General features: G+C 59.8%; 20 protein-coding genes and 2 pseudogenes. 14 read left to right on the top strand and 8 right to left on the bottom strand.

Annotated elements, in window-relative coordinates; genetic code table 11:
• Positions 1–8 precede the first annotated feature (8 nt).
• The 6 genes and pseudogenes from nifN to JG743_RS31485 all read left to right on the top strand — a co-directional run.
• Complete coding sequence (nifN, locus tag JG743_RS31510) at positions 9–1391, top strand: nitrogenase iron-molybdenum cofactor biosynthesis protein NifN (RefSeq protein ID WP_202296308.1); 1383 nt, start codon at positions 9–11, stop codon at positions 1389–1391.
• Positions 1357–1854, top strand: a complete 498-nt coding sequence (gene nifX, locus JG743_RS31505; RefSeq protein WP_202296306.1) for a nitrogen fixation protein NifX — start codon at positions 1357–1359, stop codon at positions 1852–1854. The genes nifN and nifX overlap by 35 nt, the downstream gene beginning before the upstream one ends.
• A 17-nt stretch (positions 1855–1871) precedes the next feature.
• Positions 1872–2351 (top strand): NifX-associated nitrogen fixation protein, encoded by a 480-nt coding sequence (locus JG743_RS31500; protein WP_010913614.1) that lies wholly within the window; start codon positions 1872–1874, stop codon positions 2349–2351.
• A 24-nt stretch (positions 2352–2375) separates the two neighbouring features.
• Entirely contained in the window at positions 2376–3161 is a 786-nt protein-coding gene (locus JG743_RS31495) for a response regulator transcription factor (protein WP_202296303.1), read from the top strand.
• A 100-nt stretch (positions 3162–3261) separates the two neighbouring features.
• Positions 3262–4149, top strand: coding sequence for a universal stress protein (locus JG743_RS31490; RefSeq protein ID WP_202296301.1), 888 nt, complete (start codon positions 3262–3264; stop codon positions 4147–4149).
• Between the two features lie 176 nt (positions 4150–4325).
• A pseudogene (locus tag JG743_RS31485) lies at positions 4326–4949 on the top strand (NAD(P)/FAD-dependent oxidoreductase); the annotation flags it as partial.
• A 1040-nt stretch (positions 4950–5989) separates the two neighbouring features.
• On the opposite strand, the gene pyrE reads toward JG743_RS31485, so the two are convergent.
• Positions 5990–6586, bottom strand: coding sequence for an orotate phosphoribosyltransferase (gene pyrE, locus JG743_RS31480; RefSeq protein WP_096453656.1), 597 nt, complete (start codon positions 6584–6586; stop codon positions 5990–5992).
• 712 nt (positions 6587–7298) lie between these two features.
• Here pyrE and JG743_RS31475 point away from each other — a divergent pair.
• A complete protein-coding gene (locus JG743_RS31475; RefSeq protein ID WP_202296299.1) occupies positions 7299–7622 on the top strand; it encodes a hypothetical protein in 324 nt (107 codons plus the stop codon).
• Between the two features lie 33 nt (positions 7623–7655).
• Here JG743_RS31475 and JG743_RS31470 read toward each other — a convergent pair.
• Positions 7656–8362: pseudogene (locus JG743_RS31470) on the bottom strand (acetoacetate decarboxylase).
• Positions 8363–8538: 176 nt separating this feature from the next.
• Here JG743_RS31470 and JG743_RS31465 point away from each other — a divergent pair.
• The 4 genes from JG743_RS31465 (at position 8539) to JG743_RS31450 (ending at position 11174) form a co-directional block, all read left to right on the top strand.
• Positions 8539–9333 carry a radical SAM/SPASM domain-containing protein gene (locus JG743_RS31465; RefSeq protein ID WP_244673011.1) on the top strand — a complete coding sequence of 265 codons (795 nt, stop codon included), beginning with the start codon at positions 8539–8541 and terminating at the stop codon, positions 9331–9333.
• Positions 9334–9518: 185 nt separating this feature from the next.
• Positions 9519–9656, top strand: coding sequence for a hypothetical protein (locus tag JG743_RS34895; RefSeq protein ID WP_202296297.1), 138 nt, complete (start codon positions 9519–9521; stop codon positions 9654–9656).
• 205 nt (positions 9657–9861) lie between these two features.
• Positions 9862–10050 (top strand): hypothetical protein, encoded by a 189-nt coding sequence (locus JG743_RS31455; protein ID WP_202296295.1) that lies wholly within the window; start codon positions 9862–9864, stop codon positions 10048–10050.
• A 92-nt stretch (positions 10051–10142) separates the two neighbouring features.
• Positions 10143–11174, top strand: a complete 1032-nt coding sequence (locus JG743_RS31450; RefSeq protein ID WP_202296293.1) for a hypothetical protein — start codon at positions 10143–10145, stop codon at positions 11172–11174.
• Between the two features lie 902 nt (positions 11175–12076).
• Here JG743_RS31450 and JG743_RS31445 read toward each other — a convergent pair.
• From JG743_RS31445 to JG743_RS31420, 6 genes are read right to left on the bottom strand one after another with little or no spacing between them, the layout of a single operon-like run.
• Positions 12077–12955, bottom strand: a complete 879-nt coding sequence (locus tag JG743_RS31445; RefSeq protein WP_202296291.1) for an SMP-30/gluconolactonase/LRE family protein — start codon at positions 12953–12955, stop codon at positions 12077–12079.
• Positions 12955–14088, bottom strand: a complete 1134-nt coding sequence (locus JG743_RS31440) for a mandelate racemase/muconate lactonizing enzyme family protein (protein ID WP_202296289.1) — start codon at positions 14086–14088, stop codon at positions 12955–12957. Before JG743_RS31440 ends, JG743_RS31445 begins: the two co-directional genes overlap by 1 nt.
• The gene (locus tag JG743_RS31435) at positions 14085–15173 is read right to left on the bottom strand and encodes an NAD(P)-dependent oxidoreductase (RefSeq protein ID WP_274608513.1); all 1089 of its coding nucleotides are present in this window, start codon (positions 15171–15173) and stop codon (positions 14085–14087) included. Before JG743_RS31435 ends, JG743_RS31440 begins: the two co-directional genes overlap by 4 nt.
• Positions 15166–15930, bottom strand: coding sequence for a 2-phosphosulfolactate phosphatase (locus JG743_RS31430; protein WP_202296287.1), 765 nt, complete (start codon positions 15928–15930; stop codon positions 15166–15168). Before JG743_RS31430 ends, JG743_RS31435 begins: the two co-directional genes overlap by 8 nt.
• Positions 15927–16862 (bottom strand): ribokinase, encoded by a 936-nt coding sequence (locus tag JG743_RS31425; protein ID WP_202296286.1) that lies wholly within the window; start codon positions 16860–16862, stop codon positions 15927–15929. Before JG743_RS31425 ends, JG743_RS31430 begins: the two co-directional genes overlap by 4 nt.
• Complete coding sequence (locus JG743_RS31420; RefSeq protein WP_202296285.1) at positions 16859–17629, bottom strand: GntR family transcriptional regulator; 771 nt, start codon at positions 17627–17629, stop codon at positions 16859–16861. Before JG743_RS31420 ends, JG743_RS31425 begins: the two co-directional genes overlap by 4 nt.
• A 150-nt stretch (positions 17630–17779) precedes the next feature.
• Here JG743_RS31420 and JG743_RS31415 point away from each other — a divergent pair, with 150 nt between their 5' ends.
• The 3 genes from JG743_RS31415 to JG743_RS31405 are packed head-to-tail and all read left to right on the top strand — an operon-like array spanning position 17780 to position 20841.
• Positions 17780–19072, top strand: coding sequence for an ABC transporter substrate-binding protein (locus tag JG743_RS31415; RefSeq protein WP_202296284.1), 1293 nt, complete (start codon positions 17780–17782; stop codon positions 19070–19072).
• Between the two features lie 54 nt (positions 19073–19126).
• A complete protein-coding gene (locus JG743_RS31410) occupies positions 19127–19993 on the top strand; it encodes a carbohydrate ABC transporter permease (protein WP_202296283.1) in 867 nt (288 codons plus the stop codon).
• Entirely contained in the window at positions 19990–20841 is an 852-nt protein-coding gene (locus JG743_RS31405; RefSeq protein ID WP_202296282.1) for a carbohydrate ABC transporter permease, read from the top strand. Before JG743_RS31410 ends, JG743_RS31405 begins: the two co-directional genes overlap by 4 nt.
• The last annotated feature ends 16 nt before the right edge of the window (positions 20842–20857 follow it).

The raw sequence follows: 20857 nt of genomic DNA, 5'->3' as shown, positions 1-20857 counted from the left end.
GAAATCCGATGGTCCGCATCCTTCGCAATACCAAATCAGCGGCGGTCAATCCGCTGAAGTCGTCGCAGCCACTGGGTGCCGCCTTTGCTTTTCTTGGAGTCGACGGTGCGATGCCCCTGTTCCACGGCAGCCAGGGCTGCACCAGCTTCGCGCTCGTGCTCTTCGTGCGGCATTTCAAGGAAGCGATCCCCTTGCAGACAACGGCGTTGGACGAGGTGGCAACCATACTCGGCGGAGCGGACCATCTGGAAGAGGCGATCCTCAACCTCAAAACCCGCACAAAGCCAAAGCTGATAGGGGTGTGCACGACCGCGCTGGTGGAGACCCGTGGCGAAGATTGCGCGAGTGATATCGCCAACATCAAGCTGAAGCACGTGGAAGAGCTCGCGGGTACGGAGGTCGTGCTCGCCAACACGCCCGATTTTGACGGCGCGATCGAAGAGGGCTGGGCCAAGGCTGTCGCGGCGATGATCGAAGGGATTACACGGTCGGGCGAACGGACGCGGCAGCCGAAGAAGATCGCGATCCTGCCCGGATGCAACCTCACTGTCGCTGACGTCGAGCATTTGCGTGACATGGTTGAAAGTTTTGGTCTCAGGCCGGTTATTCTTCCGGACGTCTCCGGCTCACTCGACGGCACGGCTCCTGACCGCTGGGTAACCACTACCTATGGCGGCACCAGCGTCGAGGAAATCCGCGAGCTTGGCACGGCCGCGCAATGCATCGTCATCGGCGAGCACATGCGCCACCCGGCGAAAACGCTGCACGGGTTGACCGGCGTGCCTTACGCGGTGTTCCAGTCGCTGACCGGATTGAAGGCCGTCGACCGGTTCGTCTCGCTGCTATCGGCGGTTTCGGGCGCGGCGGTGCCGGCCCGGGTTCGCCGTCACCGGGCGCAATTGGAGGATGCATTGCTCGACGGACATTTCCATTTCGGAGGCAAGAAAATTGCGATCGCTGCTGAACCAGACCAACTCTATCAACTCGCAACCTTCTTCACCGACATGGGCTCTGACATCGCGGCGGCGGTCACGACGACCGATATGTCGAAGATTCTGCAAAAAGTACCGGCGGAGTGGGTTCAGATCGGCGATCTCGGCGATTTGGAAGCTCTTGCAGCGGGCGCGGATCTTCTCGTAACACATTCCCACGGTCGCCAGGCGTCGCGACGCCTTGGCATTCCGCTCATGCGCGTCGGCTTCCCGATCTTCGACCGGCTCGGCAGCCAGCACAAGCTCACAATCCTCTATCGGGGGACCCGCGACCTGATCTTCGATGTTGCCAATATCTTTCAGGCCAACCAGCACGCGCCGACGCCTGAGGCGCTTGATCTATTCCGGAAACGAGAAATGCCAGATGAGCTCCGTTCGTCGCCTCTCACTCGTCACTGACGAGGTTCACGCACCGATGACGGACCGACGGGCAGGCGCATTGCGCGTAGCCATCGCCACGCAAGACATGACGAATCTCAATGCCCATTTCGGGTCGGCCAAGCGCTTTGCTGTCTACGACGTGACGCGCGAGGAGTGGCATCTCGTGGAAGCCGTGGCCTTCGATGACGTTTCCGATGAGAGCGGGAAGCGTCGGACCGAGGGCGATGACCGCGTCACGCCGAAGGTGGAGGCGCTGAAGGGCTGCCATCTGCTGTTTTGTCTGGCCATCGGCGGGCCTTCGGCAGCCAAGGTTATTTCGGCAAAAATCCATCCAATCAAGGTGCAGCAGCCACAAACCATCCAGGAGGTGCTGTTGCGCACGCAGATGATGCTGAGGACGTGTCCTCCGCCCTGGCTGCGCAAGGTGCTGGCCGAAGCTGGTGTCGCCGAAAAGAGACCCTCCTTCGAGGACGAGGACTAAAACGAGGAAAGAGCAAAATGTTTGAAGTTGCGATCAGCCCTGCTGTCAACGATGACGAGGCGGCCCTTGCCAGCCCATTCGTCAAATGCCTCGTGCGGCTGATCCGTGCTCAGGATACCCACGGGTCATGGGACGGCACAGCGGATGCCGAGTTGCTGGCCGACTTCATCGTCAGCAAGGAACGGCGTCGTACGATCCCAATCATCGGCGATCCCGATCCGGACGTGCTGTGGAGGCTCGACAAGTTTTACACTGCCGTCGCCCTTGCGATCGAGGAGCGCTCCGGCCTGATGGCATCGCCGATGATCGAAATGAGCCATGAGGGGTTCGGGCGCGTGCTTTTCACCGCCGGGCGGCTGGTCGTTCTGTCCAAGACCGTGCGCGACGTCCATCGGTTCGGCTTCGAGACGTTCTGCAAACTCGCCGCCGCCGGTACGAAACTGGTCGACGATGCCATCGCAGCCATCGACGCCTATCCCGAGGTGGCACGGGCATGAAACCAATTTTTGAGCAAGAGGATCATGTCAGGCCTTGAGGAGCCGCGATGGCCAGCCCACGCGGCCGACGCGGTCGAGGCCAATGTGGTTCTCGGGGTAGCGCTGATGAAGCCACTCGTCCTGATCTGTTCGCAAGATGCGGAGTTCTATCTGTTCCTCAGCCACATACTGGATGTGGACGGCTTCGTCAGTGAGCCGGCAGGCGGCGCCAAGGAAGCACTTGCAAAGGCCGACGAACGGGAATTCCAGGCCGTGGTGCTGGACTGCGGTCCAACGAGCCTTACCGGGTCCGCAATCTGCGCCCGGCTCAAGCGAGAGCCCCGGACCGGCGGCGTGCCCATCATTGCCCTGATTGCGCCCGGCGCCGAGAACCAGCACCTTGATCTGTTGAAAGCCGGCATTGACGAGAGCTTTGTGCGGCCAATGGCGCCGGCCAAGCTGCTCGATTATCTGCGGACGAGGCTGGCGCTGCCGAAGCCGGGTTCAAACGCGATTGAAAACGACAGCTGGCTTTCCTATGGCAGCCTTGAGATGAAGCTCGATGCCCACCGGGTTTGCGGCAATGGCCATGACATCCATCTCGGACCGATCGAGTTCAACGTGCTGCGGCATTTGCTGGAGGCTCCCGGCAAGGTCTTCAGCCGGGACGAGCTGATCGGCGGGGCCTGGCCGGCCAATATCCATGTCGGTGTACGCACAGTCGATGTCCATATCAGTCGGCTCAGAAAGGCACTGGAGACGGCCTCGACCGGTATCGTCATTCGTACCGTCAGGTCGGCCGGCTACTCGCTCGAGAAGCTGGACGGCTGAATCGAGTGCCGGGTCTGGTGCCACTCCCTTTTCCTCGCGCTGTGAGCCGGTCTTGCGGCCTGAAACGCCCTCATCGAACACTCAGGGAAGAAGCAGGAAAATGGGCTTTAAAACGGTACTCTGTTCGACCGGCGCTGACCATTCCGATCAGGACGTCAGAACTGCTGCCGGCTTGTGTGCGGAAATCGGCGCGCACCTTTCCGTACTGATTATACCCGCTCCGATGCTCCTTATGTCGCATCGGCGGATCGGAGATGGTGTCCCAGAGTGGCCGGTAGCACGTGGACAGGCAATTGCCAGATTGAACGATCGGTTTCGGCAAATCGATCGATTTACACAGAACGCGGTCAGACTGGAAAAACGCTCCAGAGATATTCAGAAACTGCTGGAATCTATGTCGCTCGCCTATGACGTTGACACCGACTATTACGATCCGGCCAGCCTCGGTGAAGTGGCACGACAGCGGGCGCTCTGCGCCGACCTCACGATCATCGGACCGGGGCTCCTCAACGACGAGAATCTCGGACCTCCTGTGGTCAACGGCTGCTTGTTCGATACGGGAAAGCCGGTGCTCGTTGTGCCGAAGGGGGCTGAGGCGACGCTGTGGCCACGGCGCGTCCTGGTCGGTTGGGATTCGCGAGTCGAGGCGTCCCGTGCGGTTCGAGAAGCGCTGGGCCTCCTATGCGTTGCTGAGGAAGTTCGTGTCGCCCTGGTCGATCCGAAGGCCAACTACAACGGGAACGGCGCGGAGCCTGGAGCCGACATCGCTGCCTATCTCACTCGGCACGGTGCTCGGGTGTCGGTTGACCTCCTGCCAAGTGCCGGCAAATCGGCGGCCACGGTGCTTGCGCAGCACGCAATCGACATTTCTGCCGACATGATCGTCATGGGCGCCTATGGCAGCCGCCGGCTGCGTGAGCGGCTCTTTGGCGGTGTGACCAGATGGATCTTTGAAAAGCCGACATTGCCGCTGTTTTTGGCTCGATGACGGTTCCGGACCCGCACCGATGCTGTTCAAAGCTCTACTGTGACGCCTGCATTCATACGTAGATGGGCTCCATCGAAATAATCGATCTTACGAAGAGTAACGAACATGAAAAGCATTGCTCGGGAGGCGACGCCCGCCGGAAATCTCTCCAGTCATGCGCAAGGCGGAGGTGGGACGGCCAGAGCGTGACCAGTGTCAGCCTCGACAATGGCGACAGGCTGGAAGTCGGCATCGTCGTCAACTCAGCCGGGCCGAATGCCGGCACGGTGGCTGCCATGGCGGGGCTGGTGTTGCCGGTCGAGCCGCGCAAGCGCAACGTCTTCGTCTTCGAGGCGCGCGACAAATATTCTGATATGCCGCTGCTGGTCGATCCCTCCGGCATCTATGTCCGGCCGGAAGGTTCGGTCTATCTCACTGGCGGCGCCGAACCGGAAGAAGGCGACGGCCCGGCCGACCCCACCGACTTCGAGGTCGACTGGCCGCTGTTCGAAGAGGTGATCTGGCCGGTGCTGGCGACCCGCATTCCCGCCTTCGAGGCGATCAAGCCGACACGCGCCTGGGCCGGCCATTACGACTACACCACGCTCGACCAGAACGCGGTGATCGGCCCGCATCCGCAGGTTAAGAATTTCCTCTTCGCCAATGGTTTTTCCGGCCACGGCCTGCAGCAGGCGCCGGCGGTCGGCAAGGCGCTGGCCGAGCTGATCGTGCACGGCGGCTACCGCACGGTGGACTGCTCGGCGTTTGGGTACAGCCGTGTCGCTGAAGGGCGGGCGTTCAGGGAATTGAATGTGATCTAACGCTGGCGGGACAGCCCCCTCTCTGGCCTGCCGGCCATCTCCCCCGCAAGGGGGGAGACCGGCAGCTTCCCTGGCGGCTCCAAACTTCTAGCCTTGGAGATTGGCGAAGGCAGCGATGACGGCCAATCTCCCCCCTTGCGGGCGCGGTCAGCGGGGTCCTTGCCTTTGGCGATGCATGTCGTGGCTGGACCGGGTGAGGTGAGTTCGGCCCGTCTACCCAGCCTCTGCGCCCGCCCCGAAGCCGCTCGCCCGCTCGGCGCTATGAGGGCGCGCTCGCGAGCGGCTTCGCGAAAGCTACGTTACAGCACGTGCAGGGACGCGACCCCAGTGAAGGCATACTCCAGCGTGGCTTCGCCAATTCCGTTCGTTGGCCCGCCTCAAGCCGGTCTTCCAACCGAAGGCCGAACGCGCCAATTCGCCAGCCAACTCCACCAACGATTGTCGAAATCCGCAACCCGGGGCGGTTCGCTCGAGCTCGCTTGCTTGAGAACGGCACAGACGGGATCGCGAGCATGATGCCGCGGAATGGGAACGCACCCATGCTTGGGTACGAGGGCCCCGAGCCAACGCGCATCGCGCCAATCGACGTCGTCACGTTCGAGATTCATCACCGGCAGCTCGGCGCTTTTCGCTCGCATATGCGCCGGCACGCCGCTGGCGATCGATGACGCATTTGCCGACGAGCTGCTCGTTCCACGAAAAAGCAATAAGCGCGAGATCAATGGGCAACCTCGTCGGGACCGAAAAGAGCGCTAAACCGGGTTGCTAGATCAATCCAGGGTACCGCGTCGCCGCTCTCTGAAGCTATTCGAACGACCGCCGCCAGATAATCGGTAAAAGCCTTCAGTCTTATGGCGCCTTGCTCTGAGAGGTAGTCAATGGCGTCAAGCCGCTGGTGAACGGCAGCGAGCATATGTTGCACCAAAAGCAGGGAGGATGGGCAGGGGCAATCGCTCTTACTCGCGAGGCGCCTGCACTCACTGCAAAGCGGCGGAATGTCCTCTAAGGCTAGGTCGCCGGAAAGACGTTGTATGAGATTGTCAGTGGCGTTCCACAAATTCGCTCGCATGCAGTACGGAGTGCAGCGTGACGCCATGTTGGGCTAGCAGCGCCGTAGCTCCCTCGTCACGGTCCACGAGGCAAGCAGCGTCACCCACAATGCCGCCGACGCGGCGAACCTCTTCAATCGCCTTCAATATCGACTTGCCGCTTGTGGCAACGTCGTCAACGATCAGGACCACTTTTCCCTCGAGATCTTCTTTAGGCCCAAGTCCTTCAATCACGTCCCTTGTGCCATGGGCCTTTGGAACTTTGCGAACGAAGATCGTGTTTATGGGTTTGTTCATCATCGAGCTGACAGCCGCCATCGATCCGATTACGGGGACCGCTCCCATTTCAAGACCGCCGACGTACTCTGCTTTCACTTGCTCAGCTATTTTTAGGAATTCAAGAGCGGCAAGTTGCGCGCCTCGCGCCACCATCATGGTAGGCTTCATATTGAAATAGATGTCGCTCTCTATGCCCGACGAGAGCGTGTAGCGTCCGAATCGAAAAGAGCGCTCACGGACAATCTCGCGGAGTTCGTCCTTGTCGTGTTGGCCGGAATCAACTGGTCTGAATTTCGCCAGTGCCGCCATAGATCAGACCTCGCCCGTAGGGAAAAAATTGGCTGCGGCATGCACCTAGTCACTACCGCTATGTGGCTTATGCAAGTGTTCGCGGGGTGTGTCAATTAATGTCAATACCGGTGCGACCGTTTCGCGCAGATTTTTCCATTATCGTTATTGGGTGCCTAAGCGTGATCACGGGCTTCGCTACGGCTGGGTAGCCTTGGCTCCTGGCCCTTGCCCAATCTCGGCTAGGCACGGGTTTTTTCGACGCGGGCCGTCTCTTTGAGGATTTGGGCGTTTCATCCTCGTCCCCTCGAGTTCCGCCACGCTCGGCCCCGTTTGCGCCAGCTTCTTAACCAGGTTGCGCATGAGGTGAGCGTTTCGGCCGCCATGTCGGCCCCGTGTCACTCTTGTGGTACGAGTGGGCAAGGCCGCGCTTTTCGTGCAACCTCCTCGTAAAGGCGAGGTAAAGGTCGAGTCGCCGAGAATTTCGTTCATCAGCACCGCGGCGCAACATTCGGCTCGCTTCGTCTGACGACGGTAAAAGCCAGCAGCAAAGTCCAAGGTAGGCCGTAGTCCACCTCCCCTGCAGGCCGAGTCTCGACGCGATATCGGCGACAGGGCGAGCGTCTGCCTCTGAGGCAGACGCCGAACAGCAGACCGAGCCTTACACTGATTTTGGTGGCATTGAGTTCGCCGACACCGTGACATGGAGCCTATCACGGGCGGGAAGTGCCTGGTGGCAGAACTCGACAAGCGGCGCTACGTTCTGGACGCCGGCGTTGCTGACCAGGACATCGAGGCGCCCGAAGGTTTCGATCGCCTGCATCAGCTGCTTTCCACCTGCCCCTCTCGCTGGCAACCATTTTCTGTCAACCGATCGATCCCGGACGCCGTTGTTGGACTTCGCTGTGATCAAGATCCGCGGACCACTCTTGCTCCCTCGCGGGCGAACCGCGCTATCCTTGCCGACCCCGCTCGCGGCTTCGGTGATCAGCGCCACCTTGTCGAGAAGCCGGCCACCGGCTCCCCATCGCGTTGGTTCAATGAGATATCACTGTAAAAGTTCATGGTTTCTTCCTTTCCGATGGCGAGGCTAGGCTTTCGCGAGATAGTCGTGGACGACCTTCCCGAGCGCGAGCGTGAGATCTGCGACGAAGTGGACGGCCGAGACTACTTCCAGCACCGGCAGTTCGGCGACGGGGGCAAGCGCATGCGACCAGAGGTTCAGGGCTGCCGGCCCGGTCCAGGCGCGCCTCAGATGGACGTCCTCTAGATGATATTCCACGAGCTCACAGATGCGCGGCGTGCCGTCGACATGCGGGATGATTTTGAGGAGGAAGTTCGGTTCAGCGAGCGAGGCCCTCACGCTCGCGAGGTCGGCGGCTCGGTGCTTGTAGCCCATGGTACCCGTCGCGACGCGGACCGGGCCGTAGCCCAGCGTGCCAACAAGGGTATCCGTCTCCGTTCGGAGCGTTGGGCTAGCGAGCTTCTTGGAAAGCCCCACAACTCGCGTCCGCCCGCTATCGGCGGATGGTCGTCGAGAAACATGCAGTGGGGATAGCTCCCCCTGCGGCCACAGAAGGAGACAGGGATGACCTGTCCGCCTTCCGTGTAGTCGCCGAAGCCTGTCGAGTCCGGCATGCGAATGAACTCGAACTTGACCATAGGCTCGCACACCTGAAGCGGCTCCGGCACAAGGTCGCGCAGTTTCTGCGTATCGGTGCGATATGTGATGATCAGATACTCCCGGTTGCGGAAGCGATATGGGCCGGCCGGGTAGGCCGGGCTGATCAGGGGCATGGCGAAAGCTTTCCCACGGACGGTATCTTGGTGCATGTTTGAAATTCCTTTGTGCTGGATCAAGTGGGGCTAGATCGGTCTGCATGATGGCGGCGAGGCTCTCCGAGGTGCTGCCGTGGCCTCGTAAGGGATGCATGGCGTAATCGCGCGTAGCCATTTTGCGCTGGGCAATTGCCTTGGGGCGCGATCATTGGCGATGGTCGCGGACGCGGTTCCATGGCTGCGGTATCGTGGGATGTTCATATTGTCCGCAGGACAAGTTCGCTGACCGGCAAAGAAAAGTATCTGATACGAAGCATCTTAGTCTTGGAGATTTCAAGCGCTGTCTGGCGCGCGTACCAACCTCCGTCGACATTAGTTTTGCCGGATATTCTGAGCCATGGCTCAATCCGGATTGCACCGAAATGGTCGAGCACGCTTCCGCCAAAGGCCACGGCATCAGGATTTTCACGACGCTTGTGGGAATGAAGGGGCGGGATCTACAACGCTTGCAGGCGCTGCGGTTGGGGGTACTCGTGGTTCATGTTTTTGATGATGGCGCCCACATGAATAGCCGCCTTGTCGGAGACAAGTATCGCGATTTGGTTGGTCAACTCGTCGACGCCGACATCCCTTCGATCCGATTCGTGGTTTTGGGCGAGCCCCATCCCGATATCGCCGACATTATCCCTGCCCAAGCCCTAGTTCGCGCGCGACCGGTGAGCAGCAGGGGTGGAAGCGTAGACCCTAAGATTGTAGAGCCACGGCAGCCAGTCGTCGGAGCGCTGATATGCGTGGACGAACGGCAGTATCGGAATGTACTCCTTCCAAACGGCGAGGTTACTCTCTGCTCCATGGATTTTGAGCGGCGTCACGTATTGGGCAACCTACTATGCGACGAATACGGCGATCTCTTTAAAAGCCCAGTTTTTTTGCGAAATCGTCGATCGCATGAATGGAGCGGCTGGTTTTCTGCTTTGCAGGATGTGTGAATTTGCCGATCCAAACGATAGGAACTAACTGATGCCGGCTGACCGCGGCGGGCCTGAAATGCCGACGGCCTCTGAAACGGCAAGATGCACATGCCCGCGAAGTCATCGTGTTTTCACGTCACACTAACACGATCCCGTAGGCGCGGCAGTCGGCCTCGACCATTTCCGAGACGAGCTCATCGAAAGTGGTCTTCGGCTTCCAGCCGAGTTTGGTCGGCGGCCTTGGAGGCATCGCCGATCAGCAGGTCAACCTCGATTGGCCTGAACAGCGTTTGTCGATGACGCTGCAAGATGCGCCACATGCGCTCGCCGTGCTTGCATAGAGCTCGTACGCCTCGCGGTGATTCACGATGATCCGGTAGGCGTAGAGCTCCGCCACCGCATTAGGGCGAGCGTGGTAGCTTGGCGATGTTCCTGACGGTGACCTGAGCCATTGGCATCTCCCCTATTGCACATAGTCTGCATCTTCACTTCGCCCGTCGGGGCAGATGCGGCGATTCATCTCGAACACTGTCTTCGAATTCGAACGTGCGCGTGATCAGCGGTTCCACGTCAATTGCACCTGAAGAGAGCACGGAACACAGCGTGGACAACATGGGCATAGCGAAACACGTGTTCGACGCGCGCTTCGCGCGCCACCGCATTCCCGACGAAACCATACTGCTTCCTCAAGCCGAGACATTGCTATCACACGGCATTGGCGGCTGGCAATATTAGATTATTGCATTCTTGCAAGAAATATCTTAGCCTGCGTATGCTTCTTCACCCGACTCGGTCGCGATGTCGGCCGTTCAACCACGAGGATTCGCATGGCCGTAAGATTGCTTCACCAGACCGACCTGTTTCGTCCCTATATCGATCCCGACGATCACTGGGACCTTGCTTGCGTCTATGCTCTTGCCGCATCGGGCCAGCTCGAGCTCGGCGGCGTACTGGTCGACTTCCCGCCCGATCACTACCCAGGCCGCAGTCCGGACGTCACCGGCATTGCACAGCTAAGCTACCTCACCGGGATGCCGACCCACATGGCTGTCGGCTCCTCCGTGCCCTACACGCATGACCGGGAGTCGCTCAATGCCCTTCCCAGGCGGGACCGCGCCGGCGCCGAGTTCCTTCTCAAGTATCTTCGCGACAGCGAAGGACCGGCTTACATTAGCATTGTCGGCTCCTGTCGCGATCTCGCCGTTGCGGCAAAACTTGATCCAGACCTTTTCCGTAACAAATGTGCCGGGATCTACCTCAACGCGGGCACGGGCCATCCCGATGTGGCGCAGCAGGGAGCTACAGAGTACAACGTTGTGCTCAATGCGGCGGCTTACGCCGCTACGTTCGACATCCCGTGCCCGATCTACTGGATGCCGTGCTTCGAGGACCTGAGGTCGGATTTCAGCGTGAAAAAGGTGAAGCGGTTCGGTACCTTCTACGGTTTCAACCAGAGCGAAGTCCTGCCAAAGTTGTCGCCCGTCCTGCAAAGCTACTTCACCTACTCCCTCGAGGCCCGAACGGATGCACGCTATCTACAGCCGCTACTTTCTCCGAGCAGCGATGTATCGAGCTCCTACACAATCCAGGCTTATCGCCCTATGTGGTGCACCGCAGGCTTTTTCCACATGGCATCCCAAGCCGTGGACAAGTTGGGTAACATTATCGCGGGGCCCGACGCAGACGATGCGGTTTTTGGCTTCCGCCCCGTCGACATCAAGTGCGATACGAATGGGGTCACGACGTGGACCGACGCCGTTTCGGGTTCAAATCGCTTCCTGTTCGAGGTGAAGGATACCGATAACTATGCTAGCGCCATGACTGCTGCCATGACCACGCTATTGGGGAATATTCGGTAGTCGTAAGCCGAACCAGTGCTCGCCCATTGCAACTCGACCTTTCCGCCGCTCGTGACTGTCGCGAATGAGTGGTCGGGTTTTTGGCATAGCAGCGGCGGCCCTCGCCGTGGCCGCAAAGTGAACGATCGGCGCTAACACCACGTGTTATCCTGGCTGCGTTGCGGCGCAGACAGGAAGCTGGTGGGTAACGAACCTCCCCGTTGCCCACCGGCCCACTTCTCGAGATGCGAGGTGCCGTCGCGACGACACCTCCTTTGTACAAGCTAAGGCTCTCGGGCGGCTTCCTGCGCCACATGAAACAAGGCAGCGTTCGACAGGGGGAAGCTCGATGACAGCAATCGACGCGCTCTCGGCGTGCGGCGCAGTCCAGACGAGGTTTGGGCACATCTCTCTGCGACGGCCCTACCAAGGAGTGAAGCCGACCTCTGCCGACGTTGTTGACGCGCGCGTGTCAGCGCTTTTGCACACGAACGCCCTAGGTGCCATGCACGCCGTGCGTCGAGGCGAGGGCGGCACCCTTCGTCTGGGAGTGTTTGCGTCTTTGTCCTTAGCTTCGTACGCGCTATGCCGGCCGGTATCCGTCGTTATCCGGCCCGCAGAGATGCATGGATGCGCCGAGCCTCGCCTCTGCCGAGCGAGGGCTGAGCGCCTTCTTGGAAAATCCGTCGGCCAGCAGGAACTGCATGATGGGGTGGCGTTCAGAGGGGCCGAGCGAGGTCGTGCTTCCGGACGAAGAGCGATACGGCATCTTCGTCGAGAGTCGCGAAGATTGATGTCGCACACTGCCCCCTCCTCACGCCTTCGACGCCCGGTTTCATTCCACCTGCAGCTGGCGCTTTCATGTCCCACGCGACTAGTCTTAGTCTAGATCCGTGCACGGACACAAACCTCGTCCTTGGGGTCTAGATTCTGCAACTGAAGGGCTGTCCGCCAGCCTGACCGACCTCCACGCGGAAGAGGTTGCCGGACTCGGGATATCGAAGAAGTTCATCAGACGATTGCCTGGTTCGCCGTGAGGTTATGAACAGCGTGCTCAGGTCTTCCCCGCCAAGTGCCACACAGGTCGGCGCCATACTCGGCATGTCGACGCGATCCGTGAGTTGACCGTTTCGATCGATACGAACGACACAGCCGCCTCGAAGCCTGGCGCTCCAGTAGCCCCCTTCGATGTCCACGATGGCGCCATCAGGAGATCCCGGGGCGACGTTCGGGCCTGCCAGTGGGCCTATCTCCGCAAGACTAGCAAATTGCGGGGCCACGGCGAAACGCCGGATGGTGCCATCCGTCGTGTCGGTGAAGTACATGATCCGGCCGTCGGGCGAAAATGCCAGTCCGTTGGCCGCCGCTACGCCACCAAAGAGCGTGACGATCTCTCCATCGGGCGCGAGGCGATAGACGCTTCCGACTGGCTCACGGCTGCGTTCATTGTATGTGCCCAAGACGATCCCGCCGTACGGATCGATCGCGGCGTCGTTGACGCGCGTTTGCGCAAGATGCGGCTCGATTTCGGCCAGCTGTGAGAAGTCGGAAAAGGTCAGGTCGGTGACAACAATAGACTTAGGAAAGCCGAGCACGAAGCCGCCACGCGCGCGTGGAAAGACGAACGCAGCACGATTGGGAAGTTGCCGTACCGCTGCAACCCTCCGTTTGTCGTCCCAGCGGAACACGCTCTTCGCTTCGATATCAGTCCACCATAGGCTCTGGTCCGATGCGCTCCAGTTGCATCCTTCGCCCAGCAGGTTGTGGCAATCGAATGCCGTGCGTGCGTGATGAAGCCGCATCACTTTGCACTCTGTAGATTCCGCTTCCGCAGTTGGGCAGGATCGACAGCGAAGGGCTCGAGCTTTTCGTGGTCGAATACCACCCCATGTCCGGGCGCCTCAAATGGGAAGGCCACTCCGTTCTCGAGCCGAAGCGCCGTCTGAAGCACACCCATCTCGGAGAAGCTTCCGCCGTGCACGCATTCGAGGATGTCCGCGTTATCGATCGCACACATCACTGCGACGGAGAGTTCGGACATGTAATGAGGCGCCATGTTGCGGTGGAAGGAAGCTGACAGATTGGCAATCTTCAGCCACTCGCTAATACCCCCAACTCGGCACACGTCCGCTTGGACGATGTCTACGGCATTAGCGTGTAGATAGTCAGCAAATTGATGCCGCGTGTATAGGCTCTCGCCGATCGCAATGGGCAGCGACACGAAACGGCGCAGGTCGGCGTGCCCACGAACATCCTCGGCATGGAGAGGCTCTTCGATCCAGCCAAGGTCGAACGCGGCTAGTTTTTGCAGTCGGGTCATGCAGTCGGCGACATTCCAGTGCTGGTTGGCATCGACGAACAGTCGTCGCGTGGGGCCGATCAGTTTCTTCACGGCTGTGATACGGTCGAGATCTTCTTCCGCGTTGTCCCGACCGATCTTGATCTTCACTGCCTTGTGGCCCTGCGCCAGGAACCCTTCGACCTGGTTGAGTAGAGCGTCACTGTCGAGGAAGAGGTCGATGCCACTGCCATAGGTGGGGATACTGTCACGGCGCGCGCCAAGCAGACGGAATAGTGGAACATCGTGCCACTTGGCCGCGATATCCCATAGCGCGATGTCGATCGCGCCTAATGCGAGGGTGTTGATGCCCCCGGTGCCGCTGCGGTGCAATTGGCCATACAGGAACGACCAAAGTCGCTCAACCTGTCGCGGATCTTGTCCGACAATCATCGTTCGGCAATAATCATCGATCAGCGCGAGGATGGCGCTTCCGCCGATCCCTGTCGTGTAGGCAAAGCCCTCGCCAACGATTCCAGCGTCTGTGGTCACGCGGGTGATGATGAATTCGAGGTTCGCAACGCGGTGTGTGGCGTCCTCCCAGGAGACCGTCGGCGGAATGTGATAGAGACGGGAGGCGACATCGATGATTTTCAAGGCACGATTCTCCCAGCCGTCGTGAGAACTTCGGGGTTCGACAGATTGCCGGGTTTGCCGGCCAAGAGCCGCTGTAGATTTTGCACAATGCTGCGGGTGTGACGTACACGCATTTCTTCGGTCCACGCGGCGATATGAGGCGTCGCAAGGACGCGCGGATGGGTAACAAGCGGATCCCTTGCCGAAGGCGGCTCTGTGTCAAAGACGTCTAGCGCGGCCCCAGCTATCTGTTCGCAGTCCAAGGCCTGTAGTAGCGCGCCAGTGTCGATAAGGCCTGCCCGACCTGTGTTGATGAGATACGCGCCGCGCCCCATCCGACCGAGCTGGTCTGCGCCGATCATGCCGCGCGTTTGCGTGCTGAGCCGTGCGTGCAAGGTTACAATTGCCGAGCGTGCCAGAAGTTCGTCGAGTGAGACTTGTTCGACCCCGAGGGTTCTTAACTCGACGCTGTCGACATATGGATCATGGACGATAGTGCTCATGCCAAAGCCGGAAAATTTTTCCGCGACGACACGGCCGATTGCCCCAAAGCCGACGATGCCGAGTGTGCGGCCATGGAGCTCAATGCCGGTGAATGCGAGTTGCGGAGAACCCGCGCCGCGACCCCATACCGTGCCGCGATAAAGGTCCTCCCCGGCGTCGAAGTCAGGGGGGCGGGATCTAATCCATGCACCGGCTGGGATAAGGTGTCGAGTAAGCCCTAGTGCGAGAGCAACCGTGAACTCTGCAACCCCGTGATCCGTGCGCCCGACAGTGTGCAAGACGGCGATCCCGCGCGCCGTTGCGGCCGCCACATCGATGTTCGCTTCCGGGGCCGAGCGCACTGACAGGATCACGCGAAGCTGAGGTGCGGCAGCCAGCAGCGCCTCGTCAAAGCACTCATATCCCGCTATTACAACTTCGGCATCAGCAATTGCCTCCATTAGCTGCTTGCGATCACAGAACCACTCGCCGGCTGCCCAGCCGAGCAATTTGAGCTCGCTCATGTCGCGGAGCGAGGCGATGCCCTCCGGGCTGAGATCTGCTGTGGCCAGGACGCGAGGTCGGCCACTGATCAATCTGATGGCGTCTGGGCTACTAGGCATCGAGGAGATAAACCGGATGATCGCATTCTTCGCCTTGCGCGGTCATGACCGGAACGATTTTCGATTCGTTGATGCGCGCACAGAACTCCACGTCGTTCTGCCGACAGTTGCCGATGAAGCGACGACCGGTCATCGAGCCCAATAACACCTTCACGGCACTATCTTGCGAGATTGTGAAGCCGTGAGCGAGCGACGCCGAGTCGTCTAGTTTGACAGCGTCACCGTTCGAAAGATCACAAAACCGTGAAACGATCATGCCGGCGCAATAGCTGTCCTCAATCGCAATACGTGAGTTTCGGAGCTGGCCTGAACAGATTATGGTGATGTCTGTTTTGCGCGATGAGGCCTCCGAGAGCGCACGCCGGGCAACCGCATCCAGGTTTCGCAGCGAACCAATCAGTATCAAGGCAGCGCCTTCGCGAACTGCCGCGAGAATGGCTGGCGTGCCATTTGCCGTTGCCAGCATCGCGGAGCGCCCCGACAGATCGAGTCGCGATAGGAGGGACGGCGAGGGCTCATGATCAAATCCGAGGGGCGTTGATCCATCATCCAACTCCGCGCAAATAACGCCATTCTCACCCACGGCGGCGCGCGCTTTAGCGACGTCCGAGCGAAACCCTCCGACAAACACACGATTGCTGCCGGCGTCGAAAAGTCCGACGAGAGCTGTCGTGGCGCGGATCACATCCACGACAATGCATACGTCTCCGGCAATAGCCAGGGGACTGGTGGGAAGGAAAGCAACCTTGATCTTCATGCGCAGGCGGTCCGATCTTTCATCAGTTGTGAAATCTGACTCTCCTCGGGCAATGCCGGAACCACGAGCTTTTTCGTGACTGCGAGGGCGCCCGCCGCAGTGCCGCGGCGAACGGCCTCAGCGAGGGTCAATCCACTGGCCAGCCCTGCAGCGAGTGCCCCATTGAATGCATCCCCGGCCCCGGTGGTGTCGACGACGTTGACCGGATAGCTCGCGATATTGATTATTCCGTCAGGACCGGCAATCAGGGCACCATCCGCGCCCAGTGTCATTACGACGTACCCCACGCCGAGACCGCGTAGTCTTGCCGCTATTTCGGCGTCGGCCTGCCGATTGTCCGCTTCGAGCCCCAGCAGGATGCGCGCTTCGGACTGGTTCGGCGTTAGGATGTCAACGTCGGCAAGGATCTCCTTCGGCAGGGCGCGGCCAGGTGCAGGATTAAGGATTGTCGTCAATCCCCGCGCCTTGCCGAGGGCAAGCGCGCGGGCCGCCGTCTCGACTGGGATCTCGAGCTGCGTGAGCAGGATGCCCGGGCTCTTCCAGGTGGCTGCGAAGGCTTCGACATCGGTCGCCGCGAGCCGCGCATTGGCGCCGGGATCGGTGATGATGCGGTTCTCGCCTGCGGCGTCGAGAATGATGATCCCGGCCATCGTTGGCGTCTCGCCCATCTGCCTAACCGCCGAGCAGTCGACCCCTTCGGCGCGCCAGAGTTCCAGTGCCTCGTCACCGAATTTGTCGGCGCCGACGCCCGCCAGCAGTTTGCATCTGGCGCCGAGTCGCGCAGCTCCGATGGCCTGATTAGAGCCCTTGCCGCCATTTCCGAAGGCAAACCCCGACCCCAGCCGGGTTTCGCCCGGCGCTGGCACGTCGCCCACAATCCAAAACGCAACGCCGTACGAGCCGACGACATAAACTTCGCAGGTGGGCATCATCTACTCCGGGCGATCAATTGGCGTGGGTGAGCGATCGAGGCGCTCTTGCGCTCGATCCAGCCGGTGTAAATGTAACGATCGGCCCGGTAGGACGAGGACGAAAAGTAAATAACCCGATCGCTCGTGTCGAAAGCGGTACGGTCGATTTGCAGCACCGCAGTGCCGCTGGACACCTCAAGTGCTTTTGCCAGCCTGGCACGCGCGGCGCCGGCCCTTATCTCCTGCCTGGCTCGCGCAAGAGCCACACCAAGCTGCCGCTCGATAATTTCTGTGAAAGAGGTGTCGGCAAGGTCGAGCTTTTCCATCTGGCGTCCGATTGCCGCGGCAAACGAAACCGTCTCAACCGCCACGACTTCATCGTCGATGGTTCGCAGGCGCTCAATGGTCAGCACCCTCTCATCGGTCGGCACGTTGAGAGCGGCTGCAACCACCGCGTCAGCGGAACGCCAGGCGACCGTCACATGCCTGGTACCCGGCCGGAATCCACGCGCCACGGCCTCTTCCGAAAATCCTGAAAAAGTGAGCAGGTCCCGGCCGATGTGACGCTTGGCAACGAACGTCCCCTTGCCAGCGCGTCGGTAAAGCAAGCCTTCACCGACAAGGGCAAGCACGGCCTGCCGCACCGTACTGCTGCTGAGTTCGTGCTGCTTCATCAACTCCATCTCCGTGGGGAGTTGATCGCCAGCGTTAAATACGCCGCTCTCAATCTGAGACCGAATGATATCGGCGAGTTGAATGTGCAATGGTGTTCTACCGGGCTGAACCATGCGGCCTCCTCAATGCGAGTCATTGCTATCACACGGCGTTGGTGTCTGGCAATATTCGGTTATTGCATTCTTGCAAGAAATGCCCTAGCCTGGACCTTGAAGCTAAGGGAGCGGTTATTATGGGCCGCAGAACGAACGGGAGGAAACAAGATGACTATAACGGGCTATCGCTTGGGTCGGCGCGGCTTCTTGACCGGTATGCTGGGGATGTCGTCACTGCCACTGCTTGGGTCGTTGCCGGCTGCGGCGCAGGACCAGACGCTCCGAGTCTTCGGCTATGGAGACGGCGCCGATTTTAAGGGACTTTTCGATACCTTCAAAAAGGTGTCAGGCGTAAAGGTTGCTTATGAAGGTGTGCCCTTTCCCGACCTTCAGAACACGATCGTCCAGCGATTCAGGACCGGGAATTCCGGAATCGATGTCTTCCTCGTGGACCCGACTTATATCCCGACGTTCTCTAAGCTGGGCATTTTGGCAGACCTGACGAGTGCCTTTAGAGAAAAAAGCAGGGGCGCGCTGTTCCCGAGCGATGTGCAGGGCGCTACCTACAACGGGAAGATGCTGACAATGCCGATGTGGGAGTCAACGCAGCTTCTGTTCTTTAACAAGCGGCTTCTGGCCAAGGCCGGCGTTGAAGCGCCGGCTATCTCGCCCGACGCGCGCATGACCTGGGACAAAGTCATCGAGCTTGCCAAGAAGGTGCAGGCGGCCGGAGCCGAGACGGGCTTCGGCTTCGAGCAAGTCGATCGCTACTACCAGCTACAGATCCTTCCGGAGTCCCTCGGCGGTGGTCCAGGCGTCAAGGGTGACGATTTGCTGACCGTAGACGTGGCCAATGATGCCTGGCTGCAGGCTGGAAAATGGTATGGAAGCATCTTCGCCGATGGCGTGGCTTCGCGTGGTCTGACCAACAGCCAAGAGATGCGCGACCTGTTCAAAGCTGGCCGGCTTGCTTTTCTTGTTGGCGGCCCTTGGAACATCGCCGACTTCAGTAAGGTCGAAGGTCTTGACTATGCGGCGGCACCGCATCCGTATTTTGCCGGTGGCAAGGCGGAAACGCCTTCTGAATCATTTCATTTGGGGGTGGCGGCGGACACGCCGAATACCGATCAGGCCCTGAAATTCCTAAACTATGTGGGTTTGGACAAAGATGGAGCGCTAGTTGCGAGCGCCGGAAGTAATCTGCTCGCTAACATCGAGGCTACGACCGAGGTGCTGAGCCGTATCCCTCAGCAAAATCCCAACCTAAACGGCATAGATCTTTTGATACGCTACGAGCTTGAGAACACGGCTGTCAGGCGACCGCGTACACTGGGATATCTTCAGCTGGAGGAGCTGGTCACACGTGCATGGAGCGATATCCGCAACGGAAGTGATGCTGCTCAGACGTTTCCGCAGCTACAAAGTGAACTTGAGCGCAGTTTCAAGCGTATCGAGCGCTAAAAAGCGATGGCGATGGGCGCGGTTTCTGAGGGACGGATTGTGAGGGCCGCTCCCATGATTGGTAGACTTGCAAAATGGAGGGCGGCCATAGCGCCGCTCCTCTTCCTGTCTCCGGCTCTGGTTGCCCTCATCATGTTTCGGTTGTTGCCAGCAGGTTGGCTTGTTCAACAGAGCTTGTCCGGTCCCGACGGCGAATTCGTCTGGTTCGATAATTTCGAGTTTCTTGTCACTGCCCCTTCCTTTGCCAAGACCCTTCAGGCGACCTTAACCTTTGTCGCGGTCGCCGTGCCGCTGCAGACGGCAATAGCTTTTGGCCTGGCTTTGCTATTTGCCGAAAATTCACGGATCCTCTCGCTGCTGCGAACCTTCGTGTTCCTTCCGGTATTAATCCCATCGAGCGTCGCAGCAATACTGTGGGGCGCTGCATACCGCCCGCAGGGACTGGCAAATGCTCTGTTGACGTCCATAGGCGTGAGCGCTCAGCCGTTCCTCACATCGCCAGACCAGGCACTGATGTCGATCGTGGTTATGTGCTCGTGGATCGGATGCGGCTTCTGGATGATGTTCCTCATTGGGGGCCTAAAGGACATTCCTCGCGATCTCTACGAGGCAGCAGCGATCGATGGCGCCGGGAAGCTTTCGTCGCTGTGGCACATCACTATTCCGCTGATGCGTCGGCCGCTGGCCTTCGTAATCGTCGCTGACACCGTGTCCGCATTTCTGCTGTTTGCGCCGATCTCAATACTTACCCGAGGCGGGCCCAGCGGCAGCACGCAGCTAGTCATGTTTGACGTGTATCAGCAGGCTTACTTTTTCAACGACGTGCCATTGGCTGCTGCGGAAGGGTTGACCTTGATGGTCATCATGGTGGTCATTATCCTCATCCAGTTCCGGTTGCTGTCGCGGGAGAAGCAACTGTGAGCGCCAGAGAAAAAGGCTCGGCCGGGGTGGGGCGCATGGTTCAGCTCCTGTTCGGCATCGCCGTCGCCGCCGGCTTTATGCTGCCGATCGTTTGGCTTGTTGCGGGAAGCCTCCGGCCCGGTAGCGAGATATTTACATCGCTCGAACCGCTTTCCATTGGCAGCTTCATTCCGCCCCGGCCGACGCTGGCAAATTTTGGCAGCGCGCTCGGCGGACCGTTCCGGACCGGATTGATCAACTCGATCGTGGTGGCCGCATGTACGGTGGTCGTGGGACTCCTGGTGTGCGCAGCCGCAGCCTTCGCGTTGAGCGCCATGCAGTGGCGCGGCCGCGAGGTCGTCTTCGCCATCATCGTGTTCAGCTTTTTGATCCCTGAGGAGGTCGTGGCTATCCCGTTGTCGGCCATCTTCGCACGCGCCGGGCTGCAGAACACCTACATCGCACTGATCATGCCCTTCGTCGGCAGCGGCATAGTGATCTTCCTGCTGCGGCAGTTCTTCCTCGCCATACCGCGCTCATTGATTGAAGCGGCCCAAGTCGATGGAGCCGGGTGGCTAAGGATTTTCCTCGAGATTTTCCTGCCGCTTTCACGTCCGGCTCTCATCGCCGCCGGAGTAATAATCTTCAATGGGCAATGGCAGGCCTATCTGTGGCCGCTTCTGGTCACGACGCGCAACGACATGTTCCTCGCCCCGATCAGCCTCGCCTTGATGGCGGGGGAGCACACCACCGACTACGGCCAGATCTTCGCTGCATCGACCATTCTGAGCCTCATCCCGGCAGTCATCCTGCTAGGCTTCCAACGCTATTTCACCCAGTCCGTCGCGATGTCGGGCGTCAAAGAATAATCTCGAGGGTTTCGCA

The sequence above is a fragment of the Mesorhizobium sp. 131-2-1 genome, assembly GCF_016756535.1.
Lineage (GTDB): Bacteria > Pseudomonadota > Alphaproteobacteria > Rhizobiales > Rhizobiaceae > Mesorhizobium.
The sequence above is the reverse complement of the archived record's forward strand: the minus strand, read 5'-3'. Positions and strand labels throughout refer to the sequence as shown.

Bases quoted from the DNA above. Each gene is read 5' to 3' on its own strand.
- nifN (WP_202296308.1), top strand. From the start codon at position 9: ATGGTCCGCATCCTTCGCAATACCAAATCAGCGGCGGTCAATCCGCTG.
- JG743_RS31495 (WP_202296303.1), top strand. From the start codon at position 2,376: ATGTCAGGCCTTGAGGAGCCGCGATGGCCAGCCCACGCGGCCGACGCG.
- JG743_RS31450 (WP_202296293.1), top strand. From the start codon at position 10,143: ATGGCCGTAAGATTGCTTCACCAGACCGACCTGTTTCGTCCCTATATC.
- JG743_RS31435 (WP_274608513.1), bottom strand. From the start codon at position 15,173: ATGCCTAGTAGCCCAGACGCCATCAGATTGATCAGTGGCCGACCTCGC.
- nifX (WP_202296306.1), top strand. From the start codon at position 1,357: ATGAGCTCCGTTCGTCGCCTCTCACTCGTCACTGACGAGGTTCACGCA.
- JG743_RS31415 (WP_202296284.1), top strand. From the start codon at position 17,780: ATGACTATAACGGGCTATCGCTTGGGTCGGCGCGGCTTCTTGACCGGT.
- JG743_RS31500 (WP_010913614.1), top strand. From the start codon at position 1,872: ATGTTTGAAGTTGCGATCAGCCCTGCTGTCAACGATGACGAGGCGGCC.
- JG743_RS31490 (WP_202296301.1), top strand. From the start codon at position 3,262: ATGGGCTTTAAAACGGTACTCTGTTCGACCGGCGCTGACCATTCCGAT.
- JG743_RS31410 (WP_202296283.1), top strand. From the start codon at position 19,127: ATGATTGGTAGACTTGCAAAATGGAGGGCGGCCATAGCGCCGCTCCTC.
- JG743_RS31445 (WP_202296291.1), bottom strand. From the start codon at position 12,955: ATGCGGCTTCATCACGCACGCACGGCATTCGATTGCCACAACCTGCTG.
- JG743_RS31430 (WP_202296287.1), bottom strand. From the start codon at position 15,930: ATGAAGATCAAGGTTGCTTTCCTTCCCACCAGTCCCCTGGCTATTGCC.
- pyrE (WP_096453656.1), bottom strand. From the start codon at position 6,586: ATGGCGGCACTGGCGAAATTCAGACCAGTTGATTCCGGCCAACACGAC.
- JG743_RS31425 (WP_202296286.1), bottom strand. From the start codon at position 16,862: ATGATGCCCACCTGCGAAGTTTATGTCGTCGGCTCGTACGGCGTTGCG.
- JG743_RS31420 (WP_202296285.1), bottom strand. From the start codon at position 17,629: ATGGTTCAGCCCGGTAGAACACCATTGCACATTCAACTCGCCGATATC.